This window comes from Pseudomonas sp. NBRC 100443 (assembly GCF_030268185.1).
GTDB lineage: Bacteria > Pseudomonadota > Gammaproteobacteria > Pseudomonadales > Pseudomonadaceae > Pseudomonas > Pseudomonas citronellolis.
The window spans coordinates 56,548-70,583 of sequence record NZ_BSQE01000016.1 but is presented as its reverse complement, the minus strand read 5'-3'; the positions used below and the strand labels follow the sequence as shown (position 1 = coordinate 70,583).

The window sequence follows — 14,036 nt, the reverse complement described above, 5'->3', positions numbered from 1 at the left end:
GACCCTGTCCAAGGGGTGCCACGCCACCGGCGCCCCTTGTTCCCTACCGGCCGCGACCTTCCTGCCCGGCCCCCGTTGCGCTCGTCGCGTCGCGGTGGCCGGGTAGCTTTCGTTTAGGAAATGTCTCATTCATGCGTAGGAAGGGGCTTCAGATAATGGCCCCGACGATTCGCAACAGGCCGTCCCAGACGGCCTTCTTCTCCAGCGGGCATCCTCTGGCCAGCCTACCGGCGGCCGTCGTCGGGCCCATCTCCCCCCGCCCTCCGAGGGCGCTGCAGACGAACGTCGCGTATCCATGGCGCGCCGGTACTCCAGGATGAGTTCCTCGAAACGAGCACGGAATCCCGTTCAGGCGCGTCTCTACTGACTCCTGGAGGCTCTCGGTGAACGCCTGGAAACTTGCTCCTCTGGCCTGGCTCTGCCTGGCCAGCTTCTCCACCGCGACGCTCGCCAGTGTCCTCGACGATGGCTGGTTCGGTGCCAGCAGCCCCGAACAGCGCAGTCTGGCACCCAGCCAACTGATCGAGCAGACCGGCGGCCAGCGCCTGACGCCGGAGTTCGACGCGCCCGATGCGCGTCGCCTGCTGGATCTCAACCAGGCCGTGCACATGGCGGTCAATCGCCATCCTTCCATCGCCGATGCCATCGCGACCCTGGCGCAGCAGGGCGACGGCATCGCCATGGCCCGTTCCGGCTACTACCCCCAGGTGAAACTGGGCGTGGGGCGCGGCGACACCACCCAGAACGGCACCAGCCAGACCGCTTCGCTGTCGGTCTCGCAACTGCTCTACGACTTCGGCAAGGTCGCCGGTAGCGTCGATGGCGCCGAAGCGCAGTCGCGCCGGCAGCAGGCGCTGGTGCTCAAGCAGATCGACCTGATTTCCCGGCAGACCGCCGAGGCGACCATAGACCTGCACCGCTACCGCCTGCTCGGGCGCATCGCCGACGAGCAGGTGAAGGCGATGGAGCGCGTCTACGCGATGACCCAGGACCGCGCCGGCGCCGGCGTCACCAGCCGCTCCGACCCGATCCAGGCGCTGGCCCGGGTCGATTCCGCGCGCGCCAGCCAGTTGCAGATCCGCTCGCAGTACAACCAAGCCCAGGAGCGCCTGCGCACGCTGGTCGGCGGTCCGGTTTCCGGCGAGATCACCGCGCTTTCCGACGACCAGGCTGCCCGCGTCGACCTGGCGCGGCGCCTGGATGCCAGCATTCTCCCCGATGTCCTGGCCGCCGAGGCCGAACGCCAGGCCGCCGAGGCGCAACTGCGGGTAGCCAAGGCCGACCGCATGCCGACCCTGACCATCGACGCCTCCAGTACCAAGGCGCTGAGCGGCGACAACCCCAACACCTACGAGCGCCACGGCAGCGACAACAGCATCAGCCTCAACCTGACCTCGACCCTTTACCAGGGCGGCGGCCTGCGCGCCCAGGTACGCGCCGCCACCAATGCGGTGGAGGCCTCGCGCCAGCGCATCGAGGACGCGCGCCTGTCGGCCAGCGACCAGATGCGCCGCATGCGCGAGCAGATCATCGGCAACCGTGCGCGCCTGGGCGTGCTCGGCAGCCGCAAGCGCAACCTCGACGAATCCCGCGAGCTCTACCGCGAGCAGTACAAGCTCGGCACCCGCTCGATCCTCGACCTGCTCAACACCGAGCAGGAGTACTACCAGGCGCTCTCCGACGAGGAAATGGTGCGCCACGACCTCTGGCTGGGCCTGGTCGGTCTGGTCGACGCCCAGGGCCGCAACCGCGAGTTCTACGGGCTGAACTACACCACGGTGCAAGGCATGGAGGTGCTGCCATGAGCCTGACCCCGCAATCCGCGCGCTGGCTGGATGCCATGCTGGCCGTTGCCCGTCACTACGGGATCGGCGTCTCCGAGGAGGGCGCGCGCGTCGCCCTGGCCTGGGAGCAGGGCGCTTCCGCCGACCTGATGCTGCTGCATATGGCCAAGAGCCTCGGGCTCGCGCTGCGCTTCGGCAAGCTCTCGGTCGAACTGCTCGATGCCTGGCGCCTGCCGCTGGTGGCGGAGTTCGACGACGGCAGCGTCTGCGTCGTGCAGACCATCGACGGCGAGGGCAACCTCGGCGTGCTGTTCAGCGGCGACAAGGGCCTGGAAACCCGCATCGGCGTCGAAGAGTTCCGCCAGCGGGTGCGTCGCGTGGCGATCCTCCGCCCGCAGGTGGCGGTCGCCGATGCGCGCGTCGACCAGTACATCCGCCCGTACCGGCGCAACTGGTTCTGGAGCATCGCCCTGCGCGACTGGAAGCGCTACGCTGACATCATGCTCGCCTCGCTGGTGGCCAACGTCCTGGCGCTGGCCGGGGTGATCTTCTCCATGCAGGTCTACGACCGGGTGGTCCCGGCCAACTCCGAAGCCACCCTGTGGGTGCTGTTCGGCGGCGTGATGCTGGCGATCTTCTTCGAGTTCTGCCTGCGCGTCTCGCGTACCCATATCTCCGATACCGTCGGCAAGCGCGCCGACCTGCGCATCTCCGACGTGGTCTTCGGCCGCGCGCTGCGCCTGCGCAATTCGGCGCGCTCGCGTTCCACCGGCACCTTCATCTCGCAACTGCGCGAGATCGACCAGGTGCGCGACCTGTTCACCTCGACCACGGTTGGCGCGCTGGCCGACCTGCCGTTCTTCCTGCTGTTTCTGGTGGTGCTGTGGATGGTCGGTGGGCCACTGGTGTTCGTCGCTCTTGGCGCCATCCCGCTGCTGGTGATCCCCGGCCTGCTCATCCAGAAGCCGCTGGAGCGCCTGTCCAACGAAGGCATGCGCGAGTCGGCGCTGCGCAATGCCATGCTGGTGGAGGCGGTGCAGGGCATCGAGGACATCAAGCTGCTGCGCGCCGAGGCGCGCTTCCAGAATCAGTGGAACAACGTCAACGACGTCTCCGCCGGCATCAGCATGCGCCAGCGCTTCCTCACCAGCCTGTTGATGAGCTGGACCCAGGAAGTGCAGGGCATCGTCTACGCCCTGGTCCTGGCCCTGGGCAGCTACCTGGTGATGCAGGGCGACATGACCACCGGCGCCCTGGTGGCCTCGTCGATCCTCGCCTCGCGAATGATCTCGCCGCTGGCACAGATGGCGTCGGTGTTCTCCCGCTGGCAATCGGCCAAGGTCGCCCGCAAGGGGCTCGACGAACTGATGAGCCGTCCGGTGGACCAGCCCGAGCGAGCGCGCCGCGTGCACCGCGCAGCGCTCAATGGCAACTACCAGCTCGACGGCGTGAGCTTCCGCTATGGCGACAACGACAAGCGCCCGGCACTGGTGGTGCCGCAGTTGCAGATCCGGGCCGGGGAGAAGATCGCCATCCTCGGGCGCATCGGTTCGGGCAAGTCGACCCTGCTCAACCTGCTCTCGGGCATGCACGCTCCGCAGGAGGGGCGGGTGTCGCTGGACGGCCTGGACCTGGCGATGATCGATACCGCCGACGTGCGTCGCGACATGGCCATGCTGCCGCAGAGCTCGCGGCTGTTCTACGGCACCATCCGCGAGAACATCCTGCTCGGCGCGCCGATGGCCAGCGATGCCATGATCACCCAGGCACTGGCGCTGTCCGGCGCACTGTCCTTCGTGCAGTCGCTGCCCGACGGCCTCGACGAGGTGATCCTCGAAGGCGGCCAGGGCCTGTCCGGCGGTCAGCGCCAGACCCTGCTGCTGGCCCGCACACTGATCCGCAACCCGTCCGTGGTGCTGCTCGACGAGCCGACCGCCAACTTCGACGAGATGACCGAGCGCCAGGTGATCGACGCGATGGGGCCGTGGATGGCGCCGCGCACCCTGGTGGTCGCCACGCACCGCATGCCGGTCCTGAAATGGGTCGACCGGATCATCCTCATCGACAACGGTCGCATCGTGCTGGACGGCCCCAAAGACAAAGTCCTCAAGGAGCTGACCCAATGACCGATCTCAAGCTCCCCATCAGCAAACCCGACGCTTCGCCGGCGGTTGCCGAAACCACCGTCTCGACGCCCCGCGCGCACCAGCGCGGCGCGCCGGCCGAGCCTCCGCTGCCGCGCTCGAGCCTGGTGGTCTGGCTGATCGCGCTCATGCTCGGTGCCTTCGCCGTGTGGGCCAGCCTGTTCTCCCTGGACGAGGTCTCCACCGGCAGCGGCAAGGTGGTGCCATCATCCCGGGAGCAGGTCATCCAGTCCCTGGAAGGGGGCATCCTGGTCTCGCTGAACGTCCATGAGGGCGATCTGGTCGAGGCCGGCCAGGTGCTCGCCCAGCTCGACCGCACCCGCAGCGAGTCGGCGGTGGAGGAAAGCGCCTCGCGCATGCGCGCCGCCAAGGCCGAGGCCGCGCGGCTGTACGCCGAGGTCAACGGCACGCCGCTGAGCTTCCCCGACGACCTGCAGGCCTTCCCGGAACTGGTGAGCAGCGAGACCGCGCTCTACCACTCGCGCAGGGACAGCCTGGCGAAGAACCTGGCCGGCATCAACGACGCCCTGGGCCTGGTGCGCCGCGAACTTGCCATGACCCAGCCGCTGGTGGCGCGCGGTGCCGCCAGCGACGTGGAGGTGCTGCGTCTCAAGCGCCAGGCCAACGAGCTGGAGCGCAAGGCCACCGAGCTGCAGACCCAGTACGTGGTCAAGGCGCGCGAGGACCTGGCCAAGGCCAACGCCGAGATCGAGGCGCAGAGCTCGGTCACCCGTGGCCGCTCGGACGCCCTCAATCGCACCACCTTCACCTCGCCGGTGCGCGGCATCGTCAAGGACATCGAGGTTTCCACGGTCGGTGGCGTCATTCCGCAGGACGGCAAGCTGATGGAGATCGTCCCGGTGGACGAGAAGCTGTTGGTCGAGGCGCACATCTCGCCGCGCGACGTCGCCTTCATTCGTCCCGGCCTGGATGCCACCGTGAAGATCACCGCCTACGACTACTCCATCTACGGCGGTCTGCATGGCAAGGTCACGACCATTTCGCCGGATACCATCCAGGATGAGGTCAAGCGCGAGGTCTTTTACTACCGGGTATTCATCCGCACCGACGTCGATCACCTGACCAACAAGGACGGCAAGCGTTTCGGCATCGTCCCCGGAATGATCGCCACGGTGGATATCCATACCGGCAGCAAGACCATTCTCGACTACCTGCTAAAGCCCCTGAACAAGGCTCGCGAGGCTCTGCGCGAGCGCTAGTTTTCGACGAGGTCTTTTCTGAAAGACGCCCATCTACCCTTAATGGAGAGAGGGCAAAGTCAACTTGACTCATGCGGCCAGCGTAGTTGGTAGCCCAAGGTGAATGCGTTGGGCTGTTGTCCCATTGTTGACCATTTGTCAGAAGATGCCTTATCCAAAATTGCCGAGAATTGGATAGGAAACTATCGTTCGTTTGCGTTCCGCAGTTCCGTTGATGCGTTGAGTTTCACCGTAACCACCGCAGGTTGTATTCGACGAGAGGAGCCTTGTCTTAACGGACCGCCCCAGGTCGTACCCGTCTTCGAGCGGGTGGGGGAAACCTGGAGAGATAGGGATGAACAGGGTTTACCGAGTGGTGTGGCGCGCAGCGTCGCAGTCGTGGGTTGTGGTGTCGGAGTTGGTTCGGGCCAGGAGCAAGCCCGGCGCCGGCGCGCGGCAAACGCAGCAGCGAGTACGATTCACGCCCAGCATGCTGGCATTGTGCATCGGTGGTGTGCTGACGGGAGTTTCGCCAGCGCTGAATGCCGCCGTGGTCGAGTGGACCGGCGCAAGCGGCAACGGTGTGTTCTCCGATCCGGGCAACTGGGCAAACAATACGCCGCCGCAAGTGTCACCTTCCTCTCCCGTTGACGAGGTCAACATCAATACCTTGCCCGCCGCCAGGCTCAACGATGCCAGCAACTACGATTTGCTGTCGCTGAATATCGGTACCTCCGGTGGTAGACAAGGTGAGCTCGTCGTCCAGAACAGCAGTGCCAGCAGTTACTTCTCGTTAGGTACATTGAACCTGGGGGGAGGGGGCGGCAACGGCATCCTCAGCGTGCGGGACACGACGCTGCAGTTCTCTCAGTTGTCCATCGGCTCTGGCCTGAGCATCGGTTCCGGTAGCGGCAGCACTGGAACTTTCAACGTGCTGGGGAGTGGCAAGGGCAGCAGCCGCTATTTTACCGATGCACTGGTTCTAAACCACACTCAGTGGGACAACAGCCTTCCTATATATATCGGGCGCTCGCAGGGGCACGGTATCGTCAACGTCGATGGGGGCTCCTTGGGCACTGTTCGCATGCCGCTAATCCTCGGCAGTGGCACAGGGAGCATTGGCGAGTTGAACGTGCTGTCCGGTGGCAAGGTGACCGCCGAGAAGTGGCCCTACGAGCCCACGCAGATTGGCGCCATTATCGGGGATGCCGGGGGCACGGGGAGCCTCACGGTGAATGCGGGCAGTGGCACGAGTGCCAACAGGGTCAACTTCGGGACAGGTGTAATCGTCGGTCGGGGCAGTGGCAGCCTGGGCACGATCAACATCCTGGCGGGCGGCAAGGTCTCTTCGGAGATCGGCGGCTACAACCCCGGCAATGTATCCGCTTTCGAGCCGCGGATTGGCGTAGATGGCGGAACCGGCAAAGTTACCGTGGACGGCCAGGGGGCCAGGTGGCTCGTGGGTGGGTTCCTGTCCCAGACCTCCATCGAAGACACGGGGATCGGCAATCTCCATCTCGGTGATTCCGGTACCGGTGTGCTGACCTTACGCAATGGTGGTGAGGTATTCATCGGCGCCCTGGCCACCAATCTCGTCCGGAATGATGACGGGTATGACCTGCTGCAGTCCGGCAAGACCCCCATCGACACCCAGCGGGGCAAACTGTACCTGGCCTCACAGGCGGGCGCGACCGGGATCATCAACTTCGGCAGTGACCCGGAGCAGCAGGTCGGCGGTGCCACCTCGGGCTCCCTGGTGGCGGATAGCATCGTGCTAGGCCCGGGCAATGCGGTAATCAACTTCAACCATAGCCAAGATGTGCTTTTCAGTGCGCTGGTACCCACGCTGGATGCCAGCCAACAGGGTAGTGGCAGCCTGACCCTGGCCAGTTACGCCGGCACCACGCACCTGGATGTCGCACAACCCGGCTTCCACGGTTTCACCGATATCTACGGCGGCACCTTCTGGATCGACGATGCCCAGGCTCTGGGCAGCTCGGTCATCCGCAGCGGCTATCGGCAGGACATCCCCGGTGGCGGCACCCTGGGCTATGGCAATGCCCTGGACGTCGGCAACGCCATGCAACTGGCCCAGAACGCCAAGCTCAGTTTGCGCGTCGACGGCAGCGACAGTGCCACCCAGTCCGGAGCCATCAGCGGCGCCGGCAACCTGTTGAAGGTGGGTAGTGGCACCCTGGCTCTAACCGCGGACAACAGCTACACCGGCATCACCACCGTCAGCGAAGGCACCTTGGCCCTCCAGGGCGGAGCCGACATCGCCGAGTCTGCAGGAGTGATAGCCAACGGCACCTTCGATGTCAGCGGGCACAGCGGTGCGGCATCGATCACCACCCTCGCCGGCAGCGGCAGCGTGGTGCTCGGCGGCAACGACCTGGACATCACCGCGGCGGACAGCAACGGTGCCGGAAGTGGCCTGTTCACCGGCGTCATTTCCGGGGCCGGAGGCCTGAATCTCACGGGCGGCACGCAAACCCTCGGCGGCGCCAACACATGGCAGGGGCCGACCCTGGTCGGCAATGGCGCCACCCTGGCCGCGGCCGCGACGAACGCCTTCAGCCCGAACTCCGTCTACACGGTGCAAAGTGGCGGCACCCTGGCCCTGAACGGCTTCGACCAAAGCGTCGATACCCTCAATAACGCCGGCCTGGTAGTCCTGAACAACCCCTTCGGCGAGGGCGGGTTCCGTCCCACCACGCTCACCGTCACCGGCGCGCATACCTATACCGGCAATGGCGGCACCGTGGTGCTCAATACCCAGCTGGGCGGCGACGATTCCCCCACCGACAAGCTGGTGGTGAACGGCGACACCGCAGGTACCACCGCCCTGGTGGTGCGCAATGCCGGCGGTGACGGCGGCCAGACCGTCGAAGGCATCCAGGTGGTGCAGGTCGATGGTGCCTCGGCAGGGAAATTCACCCTGGGCGCGCCGGTCCAGGCGGGTGCCTACGAGTACCGGCTGTTCCAGGGCACGCCGAGCGATCCCGACAACGGTCACTGGTACCTGAGTTCCTCCGGCGAGTTGCCGGCCCCCTGTCCAAGCCCTGAACCGGGCCCCTGTCCCGGACCCGATTCAAGTCCCGAGCCGGATTACCGCCCGGGGGTGGCCAATGTCGTCGCCGCCCAGACCGCCAACATGGAGCAGGGGATGACGTTGCTTTCCAGCCTGCACCAGCGCATCGGCGGCACCTACGATCTAAAGGACGGTGAACTGCTCGGCTGGCAACGCCTGTACAACGACAACCAGCGTGCCGAAGGCGACCGCTTCAACTACGACCAGCACGTCGTCGCCCTGCAGTTCGGCCACGACCTTTGGGTCACCGCCGATGGCCAGGGCAATACCCAGCGTGCCGGGGTGGTCATCGACTACGCCAAGGGCGATACTGATTTCGGCGACCAGGCGCGGCCTCAGGAGGGTTACGGCCGCAAGCACACAGGCAGCATGGATTCCAATACCCTCAGCGCCGGCGGTTACTACACCCTGGCCCAGGCGGATGGCAGCTACCTGGACACCGTCGGCATGCTCTCGCACATCCGCAACGGCTACGACGACATCTACGACGACCATGGCACCCAGAAGGCCTGGCGCCTCGGCCTGTCGGCGGAAGTCGGCAAGCCCGTGCTGAGTTTCGCGCGGACCTGGAAAGTCGAGCCGCAGGCGCAGCTGAGCTACCAGCACACCTGGTACGACAGCTTCCATGACGACGTCGGCAAGATCGATAGCTACGGCGCCGACAGCCTGCGTGGGCGTCTGGGGGTGCGCGTGTTTGACGACCGCTCCGATGCCGAGCGCCCCGGCCAGGTCTATGCGGTGGCCAACCTCCTGCACGATTTCATCAAGCCGGAGAAAGTTGACTTCGAGGGAACCAAGCTGCGCGAGGATTACGACCGCACCTTCGGCGAAGTGGGTGTCGGTGGGCGGTTGTCGGTGGGCGAGAACTCCACCTTGTTCGGCGATGCCCGCTATCGCCAGTCCTTTGGTGGCGACAGCCGGGGCTCGGTGTTCAACGTGGGCATCCAGATCGATTTCTGACACCTGCTGGTGCTGCCGGGAAAAATCCCGGCAGCGTCGAGCACAGCGGCTACGCTTGAGGGAAACCACGGCCGGATCGCCCGCATCCGGCTGCCACAGCGAGCACAAGGAGGAATTCGTGGTAGAAGCTGTTCGCCCTTTCGCGCAACGGGGCGCGCCTGTCCACATCGAGACCAACGGGTACATCCTGCGCAGCCTGACCCCGGCGGATGTGACCCCGCGCTTCGTGGAGTGGTTGAACGACCAGGAGATGCTCGCCGGCCTGAACCTGCCGACACTGAATTTCAGCCTCGAGCAACTCAGGGAGTTCGTCGCCGGCTTCGACAACCTGCGCAACTATTTCATCGGTATCTTCGACCGTTCGAACGCGCTACTGCTCGGCTTCTACACCATTGACGTCAACCCCGTGCACAAGGTCGGCAATGTCACCACCGGAGTCGGCGAGAAGGACTACCAGGGCAAGGGCGTGCTCTGGGCGACCATCGATGCGCTACTCGACCACTTCTATGCCTTCCGCGATGTCGAGAAAATGACCGCGCGCATCCTTGCTCGCAACACTCGCATGCTTTTCAACTTCCGCGGCGACACGCGTTTCAAGTTCGAGGCCAAGCTCAGCCGCGAATGCCTGTCCACCGATGGCAAGCGCCTGGACGTGCTGGTCTTCGCTTCGCACAAGACACCTTGAGACGGTGCTGCCAATGACCCCGACGCCCACCCGGAACACCCGGCTCGCGCCGCGGCTGGGCGGCTTCGCTTGTCTTGCCGAGGCGCTCGACTACGCCGCTGGCGGCGAGACCGGCATCAACTTCTACTCGAGCCTGGGCCAACTCGATCAGTGTCTCGCCTATTCCGAACTAAGCCAGAAGGCCCGGCACGCCGCCTCGCATCTGCATGGCCTCGGCCTGCCGCGCGGCGCCTACCTGGCGCTGGTGGCTGACAGCAGCGTGGAGTTCCTTTCCCTGTTCTATGCCTGCCAGTACGCCGGGCTGGTGCCTTGCCCATTGCCATTCAGCGTCCACCCTGGCGGCAAAGACGCCTATATTGACCAACTGGCCGGCATGCTCGGTGCTTCGCGCGCGCCCCTGGCAATCTCCCCGCAGAGTGTGCGCGAATGCCTGGAGGCCGCCGCGCTGTGCAGCGGCACCCGCGTTCTTACCCATGCCGAACTGCACGCCTTGCCGGCGCATCCGCAGCCGGAGCCGCTGGGGCCTGGAGACATGGCCTATGTGCAGTATTCCTCCGGCTCCACGTCGCAACCCAAGGGAGTGTTGATCTCGCAACGTGCGGTGTGCTCCAACGTCGATGCCATTCTTCGCCACGGCATGGCCATGCGCGCCGGCGACCGGGCCTGCTCCTGGTTGCCGTTCTATCACGACATGGGCTTGGTGGGCTTTTCCATAGCGGCGCTGTGCGCCCAATGCAGCGTCGATTACCTCGCCCCGACCACCTTCGCCAAGCGGCCGAGCCTCTGGCTGCAGCTGATGTCCGCCAATCGCAGCACCATCACCTATGCGCCGGGTTTCGGTTACCGCCTGGCAGTGCAACGCCTGAAGGACATCGACGACCTGGACCTATCGGCGCTGCGCGTGGCCGGCATCGGTGGAGATATGATCCGCCCGTCTGTCCTCGCGGAGTTCACCGAGGCTCTGGCACCCTGTGGCTTCCGTGCCGAAGCTTGGTCCCCCAGCTATGGCATGGCCGAAGCCACCCTGGCTGTGGCCATCGGCCGTTCCGGCCAGGGGCCGCAGCTCAGTCGGGGCCCAGGCGCAGACGGGCGGTCCCGGGACTTCGTGGCCTGTGGACCCGTACTGCCCGGTACCGAAGTGCGTGTGCTCGACGCTTCCGGCCGGCCGCTGCCAGCCGGCCAGGCCGGCCACCTGTGGGTGCGCGGTCCTGGCCTGATGAGTGGATACCTGCGTGATGCCCGTTTGGATGACTCGATGTTCGACGCCGAAGGATTCTTCGACAGCGGCGATTTGGGATACATGGAGGACGGCCAGGTAGTGGTGACCGGGCGCGCCAAGGAATTGATCCTGCTGCGTGGGCGCAATCTTTGGCCACAGGACATCGAGTGGGCCCTGGAGCGTGTCGAGCCGCTCGGCCAGGGTGACGTGGCGGCTTTCGCGGTGGAGGCGGGGGAGGACGAGGAGTTGGTCGTGTTAGTGCAGTCGCGCCTGCATGGCGACGCCGAGCACCGCGAGGGGCTACGGACACGCCTGGCCACGGTGCTCAGCCAGCATTTCGGCGTCAGCGCGCAACTGGTCTTCCTGCCGCCGCGCAGCCTGCCGATGACCACTTCCGGCAAGTTGTCGCGCAGCCGGGCCAAGGATTTCTATCTGCGTGGTGACTATCGCGCAACGTAGCGAGAGGAAGGCATGGACTACTTGTACGAAGCAAAAAAGATTCTTTCCGGCTGCCTGTTCGTACCGATCGAGAAGATCGACGACGACGCTACCATCAATGCCGCACATGAAATAGACAGCCTCAACTTCGCGCTCATCGTCGTCGAGATAGAAGACTTCATCCAGGCCGAGGTGGACCCCATGGACCTGTTGGAAATGCGCACGGTCCGAGATCTGGCCGGCATCCTGGAGCGGGGCGCACGATGAACGTGCCGCATTTCGACGGCGTCTACGCCGAGGCGGCGAACTGGCTGCAACGTCTGGCTCGCGAGCACAACGGCGAAAACCTCGAGGTCGACATCAACGGCGCCCCGGTCCTGCTCGTGCAGCGTCTGGAGGATGCCGATCATGTGCTGAGGCTCAATGCCGGTAACTATCGCAAGAACATGCACTGGTTCCGCCACATGCTTGGTCCCTCGCGGTTCTCCGAAGACGGCTGGGCCTGGGAGATCCGTCGCGATCTCACCCAGCACTACCTGGCCAAGTTCGATCGCGAGCGTACCTTCACTCTGGCTTGCGAGCACGCCGGGCACACCGTCCGCGAGTTGGCACTGCGCAGCGCGGCCGGAGAGGCGGTGTTGGACGAGCGGCTGCTGCGGCGCATGACGGTATCGGTACTGATCGAGAACTTCTTCGGTGTACCCCTTCGCGACACCCAGGTGGATATCGACCACCTGGCAACCCTGATGGAGTTCGGCTCGGAATATGCCTTCGCACCCAGCGTCGGCAACGACGTGCTGAAGCACAAGCGCCTGGGCTTGCTGCCGGAACTGCGGCGCAAGATTTTCGATGACTTCCGTCTGTTCCGCGAAGCACGCCTGCCCGACAATCCGATGCTGGAGGGCATGCTTGCCGCCGATCGTGACACCGGTAACGACATACTGCTGGAGCACGAGTTGCTGACCTTCTTCGCCGCCGGCGCCGAAACCACCGCGGCGGGAGTCGGCTGGGCCTGCTACCTGCTGGCGCGCTATCCGGATATCCAGCGGCGCCTGCGCGACACCCTGGTGCCGTTCTGGGAGGCACCACAACAGGACTGGAAGCAACTGGCGCAGGTCGACCTGCTCGAAGCCTTCGTGTCCGAAACGCTGCGCCTGTATCCACCGACTCCGATCGTCACGCGCCTGGCCATCGAGGCGGATCATGTCGGCGAACATCGGGTCGAGCCGGGTGGCAACGTCTCGGTGTCGATTCTCGGCATCCAGCACGATGCCCGCCTACACCCCGAGCCATGGACGCCTCATCTGGATGGCTATCGCAACACTGCCAGTGCCGGCGCGAACGTGGCCTTCATCTTCGGCCCGCGTGTCTGCGGTGGGAAGAAATTCGCCCTGGTCGAGCTGGCCACGTTCATCGCGGTGTTTCTGCGCGACGCATCCTTCGAGCTCACCTCGGAAGAGGAGCCGCGCTTCTACTGGAAGTCCCTGATGCTACGTGAAGGTGGCCAGCCTGTACGCGTCACCCTGCGGGGTTGAGAAAAGGGAGAAACCGTCATGAAGACCTGGATGATCAGCGGCGCCAGTAGCGGCCTGGGCTACGAGACGACTCGCCTGTTGCTTGAGCGCGGTGACCGGGTGCTAGCCTGCGCGCGCCGCCTGGATCGTCTGGAGCCGTTGCGACAGCGCCATGGCGAGCGGCTGTGCACCTATTACCTGGAAATCACCGATACCGAGGTCATCCCCCGGATAGTGGCGGAGGCCTTCGAGTCCGTCGGAAATGTCGACGTGTTGCTGAGCAGTGCCGGGTACGGCTTGTTTGGCGCTGTCGAAGAGCTGGAGTTGGAGCAGATCGAACATCAATTACGCACCAACCTGCTGGGTTCGATCCTGCTGATCCAGGCGTGCCTGCCGTTCCTGCGAGCCCAGGGGCGGGGGCGCATCTTCCAGCTCTCCAGTGAGTCGGGAGAAATGAGCTTTCCCGCGCTGGCCCTGTACCAGGCGAGCAAATGGGGCATCGAAGGGTTCTGCGAAGGGCTGCGCCAGGAAGTGGAGTGCCTCGGCATCGACGTCACTCTGGTGGTGCCTGGCAGAGTGCCTACCCGATTCGACGAGCATGCCGTGACCCCGCGCCGGATCATCGCGGACTACCAGCGCAGCACGGTAGGCAACTACCGGCGCCTACTCGCCATGGGCAAGTTCTCCAGCCCTGGATGCGCCGCGAAGATGGCCGCGGCGATAATCGCCTGCGCCGACTCGGAGCGGCCGCCGCGCCGACTGATCCTCGGTAGTGATGCCTACAAGAACATCCGGCGGGCCTTGGACAGCCGCCTGGCGGAGCTGGAGGCGCAGAAAGACAGCGCACGCTCCACCGACCGGGAGGCATAGCGCTGCTGTCCGTTCGGACAATTCTACCGACCAAGCTCCGCCGCGCTCGCTGGAGCTCGTTCTGCGGTATTTCCTGGCGCCCCAGGTACGTATTTCGACGCGATAGCCGACTCTTCAGACCTCTTATCCAGG

9 protein-coding genes are annotated in these 14,036 nt (G+C 65.1%); all 9 read left to right on the top strand.

Features of this window, described 5'->3' with window-relative positions; genetic code table 11:
- Positions 1-383 precede the first annotated feature (383 nt).
- The 9 genes from QSJ95_RS20540 to QSJ95_RS20500 all read left to right on the top strand — a co-directional run bounded on the left by QSJ95_RS20540 (position 384) and on the right by QSJ95_RS20500 (position 13,904).
- The gene (locus tag QSJ95_RS20540) at positions 384-1,805 is read left to right on the top strand and encodes a TolC family outer membrane protein (RefSeq protein WP_285644952.1); all 1,422 of its coding nucleotides are present in this window, start codon (positions 384-386) and stop codon (positions 1,803-1,805) included.
- Entirely contained in the window at positions 1,802-3,910 is a 2,109-nt protein-coding gene (locus tag QSJ95_RS20535) for a type I secretion system permease/ATPase (protein ID WP_285644951.1), read from the top strand. The genes QSJ95_RS20540 and QSJ95_RS20535 overlap by 4 nt, the downstream gene beginning before the upstream one ends.
- Positions 3,907-5,148: an HlyD family type I secretion periplasmic adaptor subunit gene (locus QSJ95_RS20530; RefSeq protein ID WP_009617093.1), complete on the top strand. Its 1,242-nt coding sequence runs from the start codon at positions 3,907-3,909 to the stop codon at positions 5,146-5,148. Before QSJ95_RS20535 ends, QSJ95_RS20530 begins: the two co-directional genes overlap by 4 nt.
- Positions 5,149-5,482: 334 nt before the next feature.
- Complete coding sequence (locus QSJ95_RS20525; protein WP_285644950.1) at positions 5,483-9,178, top strand: autotransporter outer membrane beta-barrel domain-containing protein; 3,696 nt, start codon at positions 5,483-5,485, stop codon at positions 9,176-9,178.
- Between the two features lie 118 nt (positions 9,179-9,296).
- A complete protein-coding gene (locus tag QSJ95_RS20520; protein ID WP_285644948.1) occupies positions 9,297-9,863 on the top strand; it encodes a GNAT family N-acetyltransferase in 567 nt (188 codons plus the stop codon).
- A 13-nt stretch (positions 9,864-9,876) separates the two neighbouring features.
- Positions 9,877-11,541 carry a fatty acyl-AMP ligase gene (locus tag QSJ95_RS20515; RefSeq protein WP_009617096.1) on the top strand — a complete coding sequence of 555 codons (1,665 nt, stop codon included), beginning with the start codon at positions 9,877-9,879 and terminating at the stop codon, positions 11,539-11,541.
- 12 nt (positions 11,542-11,553) lie between these two features.
- A complete protein-coding gene (locus tag QSJ95_RS20510; protein WP_009617097.1) occupies positions 11,554-11,787 on the top strand; it encodes an acyl carrier protein in 234 nt (77 codons plus the stop codon).
- Entirely contained in the window at positions 11,784-13,055 is a 1,272-nt protein-coding gene (locus tag QSJ95_RS20505) for a cytochrome P450 (protein ID WP_009617098.1), read from the top strand. The genes QSJ95_RS20510 and QSJ95_RS20505 overlap by 4 nt, the downstream gene beginning before the upstream one ends.
- Positions 13,056-13,073: 18 nt before the next feature.
- Positions 13,074-13,904, top strand: a complete 831-nt coding sequence (locus QSJ95_RS20500; protein ID WP_009617099.1) for an SDR family oxidoreductase — start codon at positions 13,074-13,076, stop codon at positions 13,902-13,904.
- Positions 13,905-14,036 lie beyond the last annotated feature (132 nt).